Origin of the sequence: Marinicrinis sediminis, from assembly GCF_042685085.1 — a bacterium.
GTDB lineage: Bacteria > Bacillota > Bacilli > Paenibacillales > KCTC-33676 > Marinicrinis > Marinicrinis sediminis.
Genome location: NZ_JBHUMM010000023.1, coordinates 63,414 through 81,711, shown reverse-complemented (window position 1 = coordinate 81,711; position 18,298 = coordinate 63,414). Strand labels below are relative to the sequence as shown.

Here is an 18,298-nt window from a genome sequence, read left to right as displayed (position 1 = left end):
AGCTGGCACCAAACTTGACTCGAGAGGGGATATAGATGTGTCAGCTTTTTCATTTTTCAATAGACAGGAGTAACCGATGACGAAGCAAAAGAATATTGAGCTTGTGAATGCCAGATTTCCACACTTGCTGTCCGGGACAAGCCATATAGCTGATGATGCAAATGAAGTAGTCGATGCCGGTAAAAATGAATATATGCAAGTAAAAGGGTCAGGCAATCAGGAGGGGTTGCCTTTTTACCATGATCATGAATATGAATCTAATTTTCAAGCATGGCTATCTTCTATTGACGAAGTGGTCCAAGATCATCCATACATTTTGTTCTATGGTTTTGGGCTGGGATATCATGTCCGCGTTTTTATTGAGCGGTATCCGGAGAAGTGGATTTTTATACACGAACCGGATGAGCAAATGATGTCACGGTCTATCTCCTATACAGATATTACATCAATCCTTCATCACCCCAGGTTGAAAATGATGACAGTTGGGAATGATGCCAATCAGTTCAGATTAATGGTGCATTATCTTCACACTTATGTGAACGACAGCCTGTCGGTTGTGACCCTGCCTTTTTATCTGGATCATACGTACGATGAAGTGGAGGATTATCTGGAGCAGGCAAGGGAAACTTTGTTCCAATACAAGGCCAATCTGGACACCCGAACCATCTATCAGCACAACTGGACCCAAAATGCACTCTATAACCTGAAGGCCACCTTAATGACCCCTTCCATTCGGGAACTGGAAGGCCGGATGTCGGGCATGCCAGCCATCATCGTGGGTTCCGGTCCTTCATTGGAGGAAGACATTGTCTGGTTAAAGGAGTTTAAGAAGCATGCTATAATCATATCAGCAGGCTCCAGTATTCAAGCTCTGGTGAAGCACGGCATAGAGCCCCATTTGGCAATAAGTATTGATGGGGGAGAAGTGAATGGAAATGTATATGCTGATCCGGAAACCCGGAAAGCTCCACTGCTCTATGCACCTACCGTGCATTATTCCGTGATTGATCAGAAACAATCAGGTCTCATCCATGTGTTATTTAATAGCGATGCTGTAACGGCCTATCATTTAGGTGAGGCTGAAGAGGAAGTGATCTTTCATTCCACGGCCACCGTTACAGGGACGGCTATTCAGGCAGCAGCTTATTTTGGCTGTGAAACGGTTCTGTTGATAGGACAAGACTTGAGTTATCCCAATGATCAAGTTTATGCGGCGAATGTGAAGCACTTGGACCAGAGCATAACAGACAAAGTGTATGCAGGGGCAGATCAATATGTGGAAAATGTGCAAGGTTCATTGAACCGCACCACGCTTAACATGACCGTGCTTCTGCGTGATATCGAAAATGTGATTGCACTATATCCGCAAATCACGTTTTATAATTTATCTAAAATAGGTGCTGTCATTGCCGGAACAACTTCTTTGCCGGCAGAAGAGGCCCATTCTTATTTGTATCCTTCGCTCATTGATGAACGTATGATCAAACACCTATTGGACGAATATGAAAATCGGGATTATGCGCCGAAGCAGGCAGAAGTTTATCGGAGATGTCAGGAAGTTGCTGATGGACTGTCAGTTGCGCACCATTCATTGAGACAGATTCAGAGACTTTTGGATAAACTACCGGAACGAAGTCGAACGAAGCCTTCGAAATGTGCAAATGATATGGTCAAAATTGAAGAGCAATGGACAGCGATTGTCACGCAAACCTGGTTTGACGAGATCATTCAAACCTTTTTGCCTTCTGCCGTCAGAGCCTTCGATCAACAGGTAGGGAATATTGCGACCGAGAAAAATATCATTCAAAAAGCTTCCCTCATGAAGGAGCACTTAGGCCGATTTGTCAATCAATTGGTTAGACATTTCCCTCGCTTGCAGGTGTACTATGAAGAAACGTTGAAGAGGTTGCGAGAACATGTATAAAGGGAAAAAGATCTTGATTATTGGCGGAACTGGGACGATAGGACATGCACTTACCCGCAGACTGCTGGAAGCTGATCCGGCTGTCATTCGAATTTTCAGCAGGGATGAGCATAAGCAGTGGGAAATGCAGCAAGATCTAAAAGAACACCGTAATTTGAGATTCCTGATTGGAGACGTTCGAGATGCCGATCGAGTGCTGCGAGCGATGGAAAATATCGATTATGTCTTTCACCTCGCTGCCATGAAGCACGTCCCGTCTTGTGAGTATAACCCGTTCGAAGCGGTGCTGACGAACGTAATTGGTACGCAAAATGTCATTCAGGCTGCCATTGCAGCAAAAGTAAAGAAAGTACTGTTTACTAGTACGGATAAGGCTATTTCACCAACAAACACCTACGGAGCTACTAAGTTGACAGCAGAGAGGCTCATTTCGGCAGCAGAATATCAAAAAGGAGCAAAGCGAACGGTGTTTTCTTCTGTCCGCTTTGGCAACGTAATGGGCTCTCGGGGATCTGTTATTCCATTATTTAAAAGACAGATATTAGAGGAAGGAAAAGTAACGGTTACAGACCCGGACATGCTTCGATATATGATGACGCCTAGTCAAGCTATTTCTCTGATATTAAAGGCAAATGAAAGGGCTGAAGGAGGAGAAGTTTTTGTTTTAAAAATGCCTGTGATTCGATTAGGGGATTTGGTGGAAGTCATCGTTACTTTTATGGAAGAGCATTATCGAATTAAGAAAGTTCAAGTAGAGGTAGTAGGCTTAAGACCAGGAGAGAAGAGATATGAAGAATTAATGACGGAAGATGAGTTGGAAATTGCGGTCGAATTAGATGAGTTGTATGTTCTATATTCCCACCTTGTACAAAATATACCAAAAAGTGGGGAGTTTGTTCAGAAACGCGTGAAGTCGACTATTCCATCAATAGATCAGGTCATCTCTGTTCCTGATATAAAGAAATGGTTTTCCGAAGAAAAACTAATAAATCTAGATTGGTGATTAAAAAGGAATTCGGATGATCCAAGAAGAGGCCCGAAGCTAACATAAATTTCAGACTAAATAATTGAGTGAGCTACATGAATCCTCAATTACTAGGAGATTTTATCCTTAAAAGTTAGGGATATGGGAAGTGAAAAGATTATGAATTGGCATAATGAAGAATGGCGGTCTAAAAAAATAGTAGTTTTTGGAACAGGGTTGCGAGCGAAGGAATTTATGATGGAAGTCCAACCTCAGATAGAGTTTTTTGTGGATAACGATAAAGGAAAATGGGGTTCCTCATTCCTTAATTATTCGGTATTACATCCCAATCAAGTACTTTCTATACCGAAAAATGAAGTATTCATTATCATCGCAAGCATGTATTACGATGAAATTAGTCATCAGTTAAATGAAATGGATCTGTTTGAAGGTGTCCATTTCGTTGATTCTATTTATGTAGAGTTGTCGATGGATGTAAATGAAAATAAAAGTGGATCTAGAATCATGTATCCCAAAGTAGTAAATTATCCAATTACGAATAAATGTAATTTACGATGTGCAATGTGTAATGTATGGAAACCGGAATATGCTGCTAAAAAAGACTTAACCCCCGCAGAAATTTATACATTATTTAACAAGCCTTTATTTAAAAAGCTAGAGCATGTGGGCATAAGCGGAGGAGAACCATTCGTTAGGAAGGATATTCTAGAAGTCATAGATGCATTTTGTGATGCCCTTCCATCTTTAAAGAGTGTTTCTATTATTACAAACGCAACCTTGCCATGGACAGTTGAAAAAGTAAGACTGATATCAGAAAAAATGAAGCAAAAAAAACTTCATTTTAATCTTCAAATTTCTATAGATGGAGTAGATGAAGTTCATGATGCAAACCGTGGGGTAGCAGGTACATTCAATAAGCTATGGCAGAACTTTTCTATACTTAATCAAGAAGGATTGGTATCGGAAATTAGCACGACAGTTACGAAAAAGAATTGTCATGCTTTGTGGGATGTTTACCAATTTGCTAGGAAAAATAATGTCTATATTCGCTTTCGTTTAGCTAGTTCTATTGACCGTCTGTATAATGATGATTTGGTTGATAATTTCATGTTTTCGGAAGAGGAAAGACTTATAATCATTAAGTTTTTCGAGAATATTAACTATTATTATGAAGAGAATAAAGAGAAGCAGTTTTTTTATAGATCTTTGATTGGTCAGCTGAAAGGTGACAAAAGAAAAGTAGGGTGCCATTGGCAAACTAGTGAGGGTGTTTCATTAGATCCTTATGGAAACCTGCATTATTGTTTTCCGAAAAGTAAAAAAATAAGAAATATCTCATCGGAAGAACCATTTGACCTGAAGCTTCTTAGGGATAACAATCACATACTGGAAGATGCATTAAATCATTGTGACCGTTGTACACACGATTATTTCGGTCCCATGACTTATGAAGGAATGAATAATTATTATGAATCGATTGTCAATGAAAGAATAATAAGAAAAGAGAACGACGACATTTTAATTAAAGCATCGATAAAAAATGTGATGAACATGGATCGAGTAAACAAAGTCGCGATCGTTGGATGGTATGGTACGGAAACACTAGGGGACAAGGCCATTTTAGGAGGGATAATTGATCAGTTAATGAAGAATGGAATAGCACTTGAGCAGATAACCTTAGTCTCTTTTGACACCACCTATTCCAGACTGACGCTACTCGAGATGGGTTTAAATGATGTTAGATTGATTTCTGCCTTAGATTTAAAGAGAAATGTGAAGCTAATCGAGCAATTTGACATGATAATGTTTGGTGGAGGGCCATTATGTGATGTTGAGCAATTAGTGGATATGCTTGCGATATTTATGAAAGCTCGGGAGCTAGGCAAACGCACCCTGGTATATGGTTGTGGCATAGGTCCTCTTCAAGAGGAAAGATATTTGAAAGCCTGTGATAAATTACTGGAGCACGCTGATTTTATCTCGTTAAGGGATACATTTTCGAAGGAAAAGTATTCAACTAAACTCTCTCATTTAAAAGAAGATGTAAATGGTTACATTGATCCAGCTACGTATTATCTATTGAAAATGAAAGATAGGGTCGATTCTCCTTTAATTAACGGAGAATATGTATTGTTTGCTCTCCGTAAATGGCCGAAGATGTATGCCGATGGATTAAGTGAAGAAGATTATGGAGAAAAACAGAAGCAATTTGAGCATCAAGTCTATATGACATTGAAAAATGAATTAAAAAAAGGAACGAAAATTATTTTATTTCCGATGAATAATTTTTATTTAGGTGACGATGACAGGGAATATTACTTACAACTTGTGGAGCAACTTGGTTACCCTGAGCAGCTTGAAATAATTACAAAGGATTATACACCACAGGAAGCTGTGAATTACTTTAAATACGCTACATTTGCATTTTGTATGAGATTTCATTCCGTAGTTTTTGCCGCTACCTGCAATACTCCATTTCTTGCACTGGACTATCACTATGGGCAAGGAAAAATTAGTGGTTTTATGAGACAGATCGGAATGGATTCTTACGTTCTGAGCATGGAACAGTTTATCGAGGAAGGTGTGTCCGGTCACAAATATGTTACAGAGCAGGAATGTGATTGGGATATGATTAACAAGAAGATTGTTCATGAAAATAATGAAATGATTGAATTTTTGAAACGCAGCCTGTCTAGCAATTCCCATACGTGTTCCATTCAGTAATGTATAATTCTCATATCTAAGGATTCAATCTTATAGGTTGAATTTTATCGAATCGATTCAAGAATTACATTAATTAGAGGAACCAAGGAGAAATATTGATGAGAAGACCATTGCAAAATATCCTCCATATCAACACCAATGATTTGAAAGGAGGGGCGGCCAAGGTTGCCCTGCGTTTGTGTGAAGGTCAAAGAGATTTAAAATATCATTCAAACATGCTTGTTGGTTATAAAGAAAGTGAACTTGATCATGTGTATCCGTTTGATTTGGATATGGATCGACTCAACGTACATCGCTTTAGGGAGAATGGGCTTTTGGATTACGAATATCGAGGAAGCATGAACTTGCCCAATAACAGATTGTTCCAACATAGTGAAGTAATACACCTCCACAATTTGCATGGTGGCTATTTTCATCCTTATTCACTTGCCAAAGTATCATCTGCGAAACCCATCGTCTGGACTTTGCACGATATGCATGCATTCACTGGGCATTGTGCTTACTCCTTCGATTGCGACCGATGGAAAACAGGATGCGGTCATTGTCCAGATTTGGATACATATGCTCGCATACGACATGACTCCACCTCCCAATTATGGAAGGATAAGCAGGAAATATATGCGCAGACTGAGATGACCATCATTACTCCATCCTTGTGGTTAAAAAAGAAAGCTGAACAGAGTGTTTTGAAGGATCATCCTATTGAACTCATTTATAATGGTATTGATATCGATACTTTTAAACCTTTAAACCGCGAGGCAATGAGAGGAAAATGGGGAATTCCAAAAAATAAAGTAACGATTGGCTGTGTAGCGAATGGTGGATCATTTGCGGACCCCAGAAAAGGCGGTTATTATATCAAGCAGGTTCTAGAAATATTAAATCAACGCTCACAAAATTTCCTTTTTGTAAATATTGGATCGAACAATGAAGCGGGAGAAGACCAAAATTTCATAAACACAGGATATATTGATCATGAGGAAGATCTTGCAGAAATCTATTCAACACTTGATATCTTTTTGTTTCCATCCAAGGCGGATAATTGCCCGTTGGTAGTAATGGAAGCTCTGTCTTGTGGTGTGCCAGTAGTTACTTTTAATACAGGAGGAATTCCTGAATTGGTGGCTCATGGAAAGACAGGCTTCATCGGAAATGCTGGGGATATAGAGGCTCTTGTGTGTCACTTAATGCAACTAATCACTGATTCCGAATTAAGGAAAATGTTTTCAATCCAGGCTAGAGAAGTGGCATGCCAAAGATTCGATCACTCAAAAACACTTCGATTATACGAGGATCTTTATCACCAATTATATGAGAACCGAAGTAAAGGTAAAACATTACCGGCGAATGCTGTTGAATACCCACTCCCTAAAGTATTAATCGCCTATGACCCGAAAGGTCAAAATATTGGAGATTCTTCAACGTATCAAAGCATCGAAAACCTCACGTATCCGAATTACAAATGTGTAATGGGCAACATGCACAATATAGATCTTAATGCCGAAGATGCTGAGCTTGTTTATTTTATTGAAGAGGGATGGAACCTAGAGCAAAATTCTCTCCAAATGCTGTTGTATAATTATAAGGGAGAGGAAGTCATCACTTTTGATATGAAGGCATTGCGAAAAGATGGCGATATATTCTACAGTCCCATATCTGCTGGTTACTTTATAGAGCACGAGCAATCCTTGCTTCGAGGCACTCACCCTTTTTTAGTGTTATATCAAAAGAAGTATTTTATAAAGCATAGACACCAAATAATAAAGAGAATGGACCTGCCAATAAACAGGAGCTTAGATCTAAGGGCGAACCTGTTGAGCGCTGATTTACAAACTTATATATTGGGTGTATTACGTTTACATGCCCAACATGCTGTCTATATATATGGGGCAGGAAAACATACGACAGATCTGATCGAAAATATAGATATTTCCAAATTCAATATATGCGGCATCTTGGATCGAAACAAGGAACTGGACAACAAGCATCTGGGGGGCATCCCCATTTATCATATTAATCGAATTCATGAATTATCCATAGATTGTATATTGATTTCATCTGCCTCTTATGAGGAGCAAATTGCAGATCAATTAGAATTTAGCGGAATAAGTAGAGAAAAAATCATAAGGATATACAACGGTTAAACAAATGTGAAATGGATTGATACGGATGAAACGTCTATTGCGAGTTGTTAAAGAGCATCAAGTAATTATGTTTGGAACAGGAAGAGCAGCAACAAGAGTGGTTCAGTATCTTTCACCTCAAATTAAGTATTCCGTCGATAACAATCAAGCTGTTTGGAATACCATATTTCAAGGACGTCAAGTCTATCCTCCATCATGTCTGATGAATGAAAACAAAGAGAATATATCCATTTTGGTTGCTAGCAGCTACTATAATGAAATTGCCATTCAGTTACTTGATATGGGATACCAGGAAAATGTGCATTTCTGGGATGCGTTCAAAATGGTCGAGCAGCTCGAGCAGCTCGAAGCGGGATTAGATCCTGCTCTTACATCCGCGATGGACAGACTGAATAAATATAAATTTTCGATCAATACGGTCATAGATGTAGGGGCATCGGATGGAAGCTGGTCTACGATGGCAATGAAGTATTATGAGAAGGCTGCTTACTGTTTAATAGAAGCTTATGATGAGCATGAGCATGCACTAAAACGATTGCAGCAACACTATCCAGAACAACTCCAATATATGATTGCAGCTGCAGGCAATCATACTGGCAGCGCCCATTTGCTTCTTACAAAGGATAAGTATGGGGGAGCTGTTGTGGATAGAGCGAGCGAACATTCAAAGAAAGTCCCTATGGTTATGATAGATGAAGCCATACAAACATTCGGTTGCAAACCACCATATTTGCTTAAATTGGACACGCACGGCTTTGAAGTCCCTATACTAGAAGGAGCAACCAATATGCTGCGAGATACAAGTGTGGTGATCATGGAGGCTTACACGAATCGAATTCAGCAAGGACGCAATTTTTATGAAATGTGTACATACATGGAACAGTTAGGATTTAAATGTGTCGATATCTGTGCGCCATTGTATGATCATGGAGGCAGGTTACTTTTACAAGTTGATTTGTTCTTTATAAAAAAAGAACTACTATCAGTAAAGGAGGAGCTGAAGTGATAGGTTTCTCTCCTTATCTAAGCATCGTAACGGTTTCTAGAAATGACAATCATGGTGGAGAACTTCTTAAGCGTATGCAGTTGTTTATCGACGGGATATTTGAGCATTCCACCTTTTTTCAATTGCCAACTGAACTCATCATTGTAGAATGGAATGCACCTGATGAAAAGAAGAAATTGGCAGAAGAACTGTACTGGAATAAGGAACACTCATACTGTGAAGTCAGGATCATTGAAGTGAATTCAGACATTCATAAGCATTACCGTAAGCCAGACAAACTTCCTTTGCATCAAATGATTGGTAAAAATGTAGGCGTGCAAAGAGCAAGGGCACCCTTCATCTTAGCCACCAATATTGATATTTTATTTTCAAAATCTCTTTTTCAATATTTAGCGAAGAGACAGCTCGAGTCGGATAAAGTCTACCGAGCGGAAAGATATGATATCGATCATCGTATTTCTGTAAATATGAATTTTGAAGAGAAGCAGAGGTACTGTAAGAACAATGTCATTCGGAAATACAAGAAAGAGGGAACGTTTTCAACATCATGCGCAACAGATTCTGAATTATTTGGTGCAACAGAGGGATGGACTCATAACTCGCTTGGCAGAAAAATGGTGCATCCCTTTACGAATGCATGCGGCGATTTTCAGTTGATGTCCAGAAAAAAATGGATAGAAACAAAAGGGTACCCAGAATTCGATATCTATCCAGTTCATATGGATTCCCTTTTGCAATTTATATGTTTGAAACACGGTATTCAGGAAGAAATCTTAAATGTAAATATGAACATTTACCATATTGATCATGAAGGTAGCTGGTCACCGGCTACGGAGCGTGCGATTCTCCATAAGTTTTCGGAGAATCAAATCCCTTCATTAAGCAATGTTGAAATGTATGCGCTGGTTGAGTATATGTTTAAGCATCAATCATTTTCTTTTAATCATAACAACTGGGGACTGAATGAGCTGAAGCTGCCGGAGTGGGTATTAAAATCTGGGGAAGACATATTTACAGCCGTACCAGCGAATCAGGAGCAGACAGGAGAAGGATCTTGGGAGCTCGCTTGTGACACAGACAAGTGGATAAAACGATTGCCAACCCTTGTAAACAACATGCTGACAAGATCAACGGCTAGTTTTGAGGACTGGGTTGCTGCGATGCATTCAGGATCAGGTGACATTCATTCCTTCGATTTGGAGAAGAAGCAAATCTATATTTTCGGAACGGGGAATTGCTATCAATACTATGTAAGGCCTGTACTCGAGCAATTTGAGGTGGATATTGAATGCTTTATAGATAACGATCAGAACAAATGGGGGCAGGAAGTCGATCAAATCCCTATAAATTCTCCAGACGTGCTGTCCCACATCCATAAAGAAGAAGTGTTTATACTCGTTGCATCTAGTTATTATGGAATGATGAAACATCAATTGGAGTGTATGGGCTTTCTTGAGGGAAAACATTTTGTAAGAGCCTGGATTTTTAGTTCTCCACATTAAGGGGATAGTGGTGAAAGTAGCGAAGAGGTGTAGAAAGGAGATCACGAATGAGCAAGGTCTCTATTATTACAGCTTGCTATAATAGTGAAGACAGTATCGAACGAACCATGAAGAGTGTACTGAATCAAAAAATAAGAGCAAATACCGAGTATATCATCGTTGACGGAGGTTCGACGGACAGAACGATGGAAATTATAGCTCAGTATCAATCACAGTTGGATAAAGTTATATCTGAGCCAGATGAAGGGATCTATGACGCTTTCAACAAGGGAATAGCAGCTTCAACTGGTGATATTATTTACTTTCTGAACTCCGATGACTACTTATTGGATTCCGATGTGGTTGATGAGATGGCCACCTATATGGACGAGTCAGATCTTGCGGCTGTATACGGAAATATCTTAAGGATCGATGCGATGAATGGAATCGATCAAGTTTATGGTAGAGAATTTTCTTTGGAAGATTTCAAACGGGGGTATATGCCGCCTCATCAAGCTTTTTTTGTTCGCAGAGAAATGTTTGATAAATATGGTTTGTTCAATTTGAAGTACAAGAGCTCGGGGGATTTTAATTTCATATTAGAAGTATTTCTTGGTGAACAAGAGAAAATGAAATATATTAACCGAACTGTGGCGGCCTTTCAAATCGGTGGCTTGTCTACAGGTTATCATACTCGCATAATGGGAATGAGGGAAACGGAACGAATTATTGCGGATAGATTTCAAATAAATGCTGATCTTTCATCTGCGGAAGTGGAGAACAATGCCCGATATCGCCAGTGGCTTGAACGTCTCTTGCTTGATGGGGATGGAGTGACAAGTACATTGAAAGAACAGGGAGTTCAGAGAGTTGCCATTTTCGGCACGATGAATACAGCACTCTATCTATTGAAGGATCTGGAGAAGGAAGGGATAGAGGTGCTATGTTTTATTGATAATAATACAAACATGCAGGGCAGGCAGTTAAAAGGCATAAACATTGTTCCACAACAATGGCTGTCGGTACATGGTTCAGAATTAGATGCCGTAATCGTTTCGGTGGAAAACGCCAACGATAAACAGATAATGAATGAATTGAAAGGCGTCTGTGGTCCTGTACAGGTCATTTCATGGAAAGAGCTTGTCTAGCAGGAGGGAAGGAGTAGGAATGGGATCGAATATCTCTGCTGTCATACCCGCATTTAATGCCGAGCGCTATGTGGAAGAGGCGATACAATCACTGCTTAATCAGACATCACCTGTGGATGAGATTATTGTCATTGACGATTGCAGTGCGGACAGTACCTTTGAGAAAACGCAGCAATTATCATTGCAGCATCCACAGATTAAAGTATGGAAAAATACGATGAATCAGGGCGTATCTTATTCAAGAAATCGTGGGATAAAGATGGCTCAAAGTAAGTGGATCCTTTTTCTAGATGCCGATGATGCAGCCCATCCACAGCTGGTAGAGAAACATGGACAGAAACTGGCCATGCTAAATGTGCATACTGACAATTGGATTTTAAGCTACAGTGCCTATCAGCAAATTGATGCAGAGGGGAGCCCGTTGCACAATCCAATTCGTGCGAAACAGCTTTCGCCATCAGAGGCCTTTGGATATGAAATCGTTCGAAATCAGGTTATCTCTCCTTCAGGGGTAATTGTACATAAACAAACCGTCTTAGAGCTCAATGGATTTAATATCCAGAGGAAAATCAACGAAGACTGGGAATTATGGCTGAAGCTCTCGGAACGGGGCGGTTTCCATTATATTGATTACCCTCTTGTTAGGGTGAGGAGGCATGAGCATAACGCAACCAATGACATTAGCAAAAGCCTGGAAGCTGAACGAGACATTCTGCGCGGTTATTCATATAGCCGATTAAGAGAAGGTATCTTCAAACGAGATCTGCCTAATGAGCAAAATGTGGCAGATTATGTATCGGTATTATTTCGATTAGACGAATGGGACAAAGCCTATGAGGAACTTTCTAACGATCATGAAGAACATGCGCAAATTTGTTTTTTTCGAGGTGTTTATTATCTGTACAAGCAGGAGCTGTTGAAGGCTAAAAAGCATATGGTTGCATGTTTGCAGATTAACCCGTCGCATGGTGCGGCAATGAACAATCTTGGCGTCATTTGGGCACTAAATGGTAGCGAGAGGGAAGCGATGGCCTGTTTTAAGGAAGCCTTGCAGCTGCAGCCAGGTTATATGGACGCAGCACATAATATACACCAGATAGAGAACAAGAACCATTTACACTTCTCAGATCTCAAAATGACAACCAGAGAGTTGCGACAGGTTTTGTTGGCGTACGATCATTAAACCCTCTATGCCATATTGTGAAGGAGTAGGCTATGAATGTACAACAATTAAACAATAAGCGAGTTATCTTTTTCGGTACCGGAGAATTAGCCAAGAAACTGTATCATCTCCATATATCATTTGGACTTACCGTTGCATACTTCGTAGATAATAACCGTACATTATGGGGAACTTCCTTGAATGACTGTCCGATCCTAAGTCCAGATCAATTAGGGAAGGAAAACAAAGAAGATATTTTTATCTTAGTGTGCAGCAGTTACTTTGATGAAATTTCTAAACAATTAACGGCGATGGGATTTATGGAAGGCAAGCACTTTGATCACGGTCATCTTCTGAATCGAATTGCAGGGTCGGCACAAATGTTTGAACCGGGCCATTTTTACTCTCCTATTCCTGATTTGCATGATGTGATTGTCAGAGAGCAAGATCTATTCGACCACACTGTCACCTCTCTCCCTGGTGTAGATTGTGAAGAGAACAATCAATTGAAATTACTTGGTGAACTGAGCGTCTACTATCATGACTTTCCTTATTTTGAAGATGAGCCTACAAGATACCGATTCAATAATTTATATTTTGAACAGTCAGACGCGTATTTTTTATATAGCATGATGCGAAAGCTCCGACCAAAAAGAATGATTGAGGTTGGTTCAGGGTTTTCTTCGGCTGTGATGCTGGATGTAAATGAGCGTTTTTTTCAGAAAAATATTCAGTTAACCTTTATTGAACCTCACCCTGAACGTCTTCATTCCCTCTTGACCAAAGAGGATCAGGATCATGTGAAAATCTACAATCAAAGATTGCAGGATACGGACTTCAGTCTTTTTGATACGTTAGAGGAGAATGACATATTATTTATCGACAGCTCTCATGTCTCAAAAATCGGAAGCGATGTGAACGATATTTTGTTTCAAGTGTTGCCTCGACTAAATAAAGGGGTTGTCATTCATTTTCATGATATATTTTATCCATTTGAATACCCCAAGCCATGGATCATGGAAGGAAGAGCCTGGAATGAAGCTTATTTATTAAAAGCCTTTTTGCAATATAACGATACGTTTCGAATATTGATATGGAATCATTACCTAGCGTCAAAACATGCTCCGGCTTTATTCAGCCAATTGCCAATATGTCAGCAAAACACAGGTGGGAGCCTGTATATTCAAAAAGTAAAATAAGTCATGTACTTGAACGCGTTCGTGCATTAGTTGGAGGGGATAGAAAGTGAAAAAGAGGGCACTGGTCACCGGTGTAACCGGACAGGACGGAGCTTATTTATGCGAATTTTTATTGAGCAAAGGCTATGAAGTGCACGGCATTAAGCGAAGAGCCTCCTCATTTAATACAGATCGCATTGATCACTTGTATCAGGACCGTCATGAAAAGAATGTTCATTTCTTTCTCCACTACGGAGATATGACGGATTCCACAAATTTAATCCGGATCATTCAGGAAGCCCAGCCAGACGAAATTTATAATCTTGCAGCACAGAGTCACGTCAAGGTTTCGTTTGAGACACCGGAGTATACAGCAAACTCGGATGCATTAGGTACATTGAGACTGCTGGAAGCAATCCGCATCCTCGGGATGACGGAGAAGGTAAAATTCTATCAGGCATCAACAAGCGAGTTATACGGGAAAGTACAGGAAACACCACAAAGCGAGACCACACCTTTCTATCCAAGAAGTCCTTATGCAGCGGCGAAGCTATATGGTTACTGGATTACCGTCAATTATCGGGAAGCCTACAACATGTATGCATGCAATGGGATCTTATTCAATCACGAGTCACCGTTAAGAGGGGAAACCTTTGTCACACGCAAGATAACTCGCGCAGCCGCTCGTATTAAGCTCGGGTTGCAGGACAAGCTGTACCTGGGGAATCTCGACGCGAAGCGGGATTGGGGATTTGCAGGAGATTATGTGCAAGCGATGTGGCTGATGCTGCAGCAAGAAACGCCCGAAGACTTTGTTATTGCAACGGGAGAAACGCATTCGGTACGAGAATTTGTAGACAGAGCTTTTCACGAGTTGAATATAGACATACAGTGGCAAGGCAGCGGTGTAGATGAAAAGGGTATAGACAAGAAGACCGGAAGGGTTATCGTGGAAGTTGATCCCCGATATTTCCGTCCCACTGAGGTAGAGTTGTTGCTGGGAAACCCGGCGAAAGCGAAGGAAAAGCTCGGATGGGAACCGGCAATGACGTTCTCTCAATTAGTCAAAATGATGGTGCAGGCTGATCTGGAAAGCGCACAAAAAGACATCGTGGTGGAAAGGGAAGGTTTCCCGATTCGCAATTATTATGAGTAAAGGAGCTGCATCATGGACAGACGAGCTAAAATTTTCGTGGCGGGACATCGTGGCCTGGTAGGATCAGCCATCATGCGCAGATTACAGCAGGATGGCTATGATCATCTCCTTACTTGCAGCCGTGCTGAATTAGACTTGCGGGATCAGCAGGCCGTCACGCAATACTTCCAGCATGAAAAACCGGAATATGTATTCCTTGCGGCAGCCAAAGTGGGCGGCATTCAGGCGAATGATTCCTACCCGGCTCAGTTTATTTATGATAACCTGGCCATTCAAACCCATATCCTTCACGCCGCCTACACCTATGGAGTGAACAAGCTGTTGTTTCTGGGCAGCTCCTGTATTTATCCAAAATTCGCACCGCAACCGATGAAAGAGGAACATTTATTGACGGGTATCCTGGAGCCTACCAACGAACCTTATGCCATCGCCAAGATTGCCGGAATCAAGATGTGTGAAGCGTACAACAAGCAGTATGGCACCGACTTCCTCTCTGTAATGCCGACGAATCTGTACGGGATAAACGACAACTTCGATTTGCAGCAGTCTCATGTACTCCCGGCTTTGATAAGAAAATTCCATGAAGCTAAAGTCAATGATCAACCATCGGTAGAGATCTGGGGAACAGGTACTCCTCGAAGGGAATTTTTGTATGCCGATGATTTGGCTGATGCATGTGTCTATCTGATGCAGCATGCAGATCGTAAGCAGATAGACGGATTTGTGAACATTGGAACAGGTCAGGACATTGCGATACGTGAACTGGCAGAACTGATTCAACGGATTGTTCAATATGAAGGGCATCTGGTATTCAATACAGACAAACCGGACGGTACCCCAAGAAAATGGCTGGATGTGTCGAGAATGGAGAAGCTGGGGTGGACAGCCAAGACTTCCTTGGAGGACGGAGTCCGAAAAACGTATGAGTGGTATATGAAACATGCCGTGCACAAGGAGCAACTGTCATGCTCAGATTCATAAAACTGAAAGAGCAGCACCTGGAACAGGTTTTACAATGGCGCACACTTCCGGAAGTGACTCAATATATGTTCACTGACGTTCCTTTTGATATGGAGAAGCATACTGCATGGTTTAATCGCGTGGAACAGGACTCCACTCACAAATATTGGCTCATTTCTATTCAGAATGAGTTGATTGGGGTGGTGTCCCTGAATCATATTGACTGGCATCATCGTCGATGCAGCTGGGCTTATTATATAGGGGAAGCTAAACATCGCCTGATCGGCGGCATGTTGGCTCCATACGTATACAACTATGCCTTTCATCAACTCCAAATGAAAAAAGTAATGGGAGAGGTGATGGAAGGTAACGAAAATGTACGAAAGATCCATCTCCTGCAAGGATGTCGGGAAGTGGGAATCCTTCGCGATCATATTTACAAGTACGGGAACTATCATGATGTTTATGTATTCGAAATGCTGGATACGCAGTGGAAAGAGCTAGGGAAGCGGTATGGAGATTGTGAGGCCTCCTTTGAAGAGTGAAGAACCGGAGACAGAGATTGTCGCTGGTTTTTTTTGATGGTGCAGGTAGGGTGGTCTCGCAGATGCGTGTGGTATAATAGGGGCGAAACATAGAAGGTTCATGCTGAATTTTTCAGTCGGGGATGCCGATATATAGATAGAAAACCATATGGTCTTACAGGAGGAAAGGAATAAATGGACAAGTTGACAGCCGATGAACAGCTTAAGCAGCTTTTAATGGATATATTTCTAATGGAAGAAGAAGAATACAAGGACGACAATGGTCCCGAGGAAATTGAAGGTTGGGATAGTCTGGCCACCGTTTCCATGGCGGTTGCACTTCATCAGACCTTTCATCATCATATGAGTGTAGAAGAAGTGACTCGCATACACACTATTGGGGATATCAAAGCGTACCTACGCTCCAAAGGTGTGGAGATCTAATGACCATTTGGCACAAGCTGGTGGAACAGGCACAGAATCAGCCGGATGCCCCTTTCATTGCGCTTGAGGGAGAAGACATCAGCTATGGGCAGTTCAGCGATGAAGTGCGGCGTGCAGCGACCTATCTGAAACAGACATTTAGCTTGTCACGCGGAGACAGGGTAGTGTTATGTTTTGGAAATGAGTTGGAGTATCTCCTTGCGTATTTTGCAAGCTGGTGTTTAGGTCTTACCGTGATTCCAGTAGATCTCGATTGCCGACCACGCGTTTTGGTGCAAATCGTGGCAGATGCGCAGCCCAAATTGATTTTGCACAGCGCAAGAAAGCAACTTGTTGAAGATTCAGCAGTCTCCACAGCTGTTTTTCCTTCCAATAAAGTATACAGGGATATTTCATGGGATGAAGATGCATCAACTCAGGAGGGAGACAACCAGAATCACCCCGCTCTAATTATGTATACCAGTGGCACAACCGGAGCTCCTAAAGGGGTGATGCTTTCCCATTCTTCCATCCTGTTCACAGCTGAGAGAATCATTGAGTGGTCTGGCATGAACAGAGATGATCGGGAATTGACCGTGTTAAGGCTGACCCATTCGTTTGGATTAGGTCACATTCACAGCTATGTGTTGCTCGGTGCGCAGATCATACTCCACGAATCTGCCCAACATATCTCGCATATGCTTCAACGGATTAAAAACATGCGGGCCACAGGTATGCCTGCAACACCAGCCTTGATTAAAGTGCTGCTGTCTATGTATAAACAGGAATTTATAGAAACCTGCCGTCATTTGTCCTACATCATCATTAATACCGCGCCGATCGAGGAAGAAGTTGTACAGGAGCTGTTGGAGGTATTGCCTCATACCCGGATCTATATGTACTACGGTCTGACAGAGGCGAGCCGAACCACCTATATCTCCTACAGGGATTTTCCTGACAAGCTGTCGAGCGCAGGCCAGGCACCCGAGGGAGTTGCCGTTCGACTGGATGCGACAACCTCTGAAATACAGGTGAACGGACGCAATCTCATGATGGGCTACCTGAATCATGCAGACAGCTTTCTCTCAGATGGTTGGTTTGCGACAGGGGATATTGGATGGATGGATGAAGACGGTTTCTTGTACGTGAGCGGCAGATTGAAAGAGCAAATAAACGTAGATGGCTTAAAAGTGGCACCCGCGGAAGTAGAGAAAGTCCTGCTTATGCATCCTCTTATTCAGGCGTGCATTGTATTTGCTGTCCCGGACAACATGACACACGAGAAAGTCGTATCCGCAGTTGTCCTAAAAGAGGGCGTAATCTGGACAGCAAAGCTGGAAGTAGAAATGAAAAAACACTGTAAACAGCAGCTTGAAATATATAAAATTCCGAAAACCATACAAGCATGGGATGCCATCCCCCTTACCGACAGCGGTAAACCGAAACGCCTCGAAGCTCGAAGTCGATGGAGAGGAGAATAAAG

The 18,298-nt window shown here is 41.4% G+C and carries 14 protein-coding genes; all 14 read left to right on the top strand.

The window, feature by feature from the left end; genetic code table 11:
• The first annotated feature begins 76 nt into the window (after positions 1-76).
• The 14 genes from ACFSUC_RS10225 (at position 77) to ACFSUC_RS10160 (ending at position 18,296) form a co-directional block, all read left to right on the top strand.
• Entirely contained in the window at positions 77-1,924 is a 1,848-nt protein-coding gene (locus ACFSUC_RS10225) for a motility associated factor glycosyltransferase family protein (protein WP_379929459.1), read from the top strand.
• The gene (locus tag ACFSUC_RS10220; protein WP_379929458.1) at positions 1,917-2,927 is read left to right on the top strand and encodes an SDR family NAD(P)-dependent oxidoreductase; all 1,011 of its coding nucleotides are present in this window, start codon (positions 1,917-1,919) and stop codon (positions 2,925-2,927) included. Before ACFSUC_RS10225 ends, ACFSUC_RS10220 begins: the two co-directional genes overlap by 8 nt.
• A gap of 141 nt (positions 2,928-3,068) precedes the next feature.
• Entirely contained in the window at positions 3,069-5,633 is a 2,565-nt protein-coding gene (locus tag ACFSUC_RS10215) for a polysaccharide pyruvyl transferase family protein (protein WP_379929456.1), read from the top strand.
• A 98-nt stretch (positions 5,634-5,731) separates the two neighbouring features.
• Complete coding sequence (locus ACFSUC_RS10210) at positions 5,732-7,777, top strand: glycosyltransferase (protein WP_379929455.1); 2,046 nt, start codon at positions 5,732-5,734, stop codon at positions 7,775-7,777.
• 25 nt (positions 7,778-7,802) lie between these two features.
• Positions 7,803-8,783, top strand: coding sequence for an FkbM family methyltransferase (locus ACFSUC_RS10205; protein WP_379929454.1), 981 nt, complete (start codon positions 7,803-7,805; stop codon positions 8,781-8,783).
• Complete coding sequence (locus tag ACFSUC_RS10200; protein WP_379929453.1) at positions 8,780-10,285, top strand: hypothetical protein; 1,506 nt, start codon at positions 8,780-8,782, stop codon at positions 10,283-10,285. The genes ACFSUC_RS10205 and ACFSUC_RS10200 overlap by 4 nt, the downstream gene beginning before the upstream one ends.
• A 47-nt stretch (positions 10,286-10,332) precedes the next feature.
• Positions 10,333-11,412, top strand: a complete 1,080-nt coding sequence (locus ACFSUC_RS10195) for a glycosyltransferase (RefSeq protein WP_379929452.1) — start codon at positions 10,333-10,335, stop codon at positions 11,410-11,412.
• A gap of 19 nt (positions 11,413-11,431) precedes the next feature.
• Positions 11,432-12,595 carry a glycosyltransferase gene (locus tag ACFSUC_RS10190; RefSeq protein ID WP_379929451.1) on the top strand — a complete coding sequence of 388 codons (1,164 nt, stop codon included), beginning with the start codon at positions 11,432-11,434 and terminating at the stop codon, positions 12,593-12,595.
• A 32-nt stretch (positions 12,596-12,627) separates the two neighbouring features.
• Positions 12,628-13,773, top strand: a complete 1,146-nt coding sequence (locus ACFSUC_RS10185; RefSeq protein WP_379929449.1) for a class I SAM-dependent methyltransferase — start codon at positions 12,628-12,630, stop codon at positions 13,771-13,773.
• Between the two features lie 46 nt (positions 13,774-13,819).
• On the top strand, positions 13,820-14,908 hold the full coding sequence (gene gmd / locus ACFSUC_RS10180) for a GDP-mannose 4,6-dehydratase (RefSeq protein WP_379929448.1): 1,089 nt from the start codon (positions 13,820-13,822) through the stop codon (positions 14,906-14,908).
• Between the two features lie 12 nt (positions 14,909-14,920).
• The gene (gene fcl, locus ACFSUC_RS10175; protein WP_379929447.1) at positions 14,921-15,889 is read left to right on the top strand and encodes a GDP-L-fucose synthase; all 969 of its coding nucleotides are present in this window, start codon (positions 14,921-14,923) and stop codon (positions 15,887-15,889) included.
• Positions 15,874-16,413: a UDP-4-amino-4,6-dideoxy-N-acetyl-beta-L-altrosamine N-acetyltransferase gene (gene pseH / locus ACFSUC_RS10170; RefSeq protein WP_379929445.1), complete on the top strand. Its 540-nt coding sequence runs from the start codon at positions 15,874-15,876 to the stop codon at positions 16,411-16,413. The genes fcl and pseH overlap by 16 nt, the downstream gene beginning before the upstream one ends.
• A gap of 174 nt (positions 16,414-16,587) precedes the next feature.
• Complete coding sequence (locus ACFSUC_RS10165) at positions 16,588-16,836, top strand: acyl carrier protein (RefSeq protein WP_379929443.1); 249 nt, start codon at positions 16,588-16,590, stop codon at positions 16,834-16,836.
• Positions 16,836-18,296 (top strand): class I adenylate-forming enzyme family protein, encoded by a 1,461-nt coding sequence (locus ACFSUC_RS10160; protein ID WP_379929442.1) that lies wholly within the window; start codon positions 16,836-16,838, stop codon positions 18,294-18,296. The genes ACFSUC_RS10165 and ACFSUC_RS10160 overlap by 1 nt, the downstream gene beginning before the upstream one ends.
• Positions 18,297-18,298: the final 2 nt, after the last annotated feature.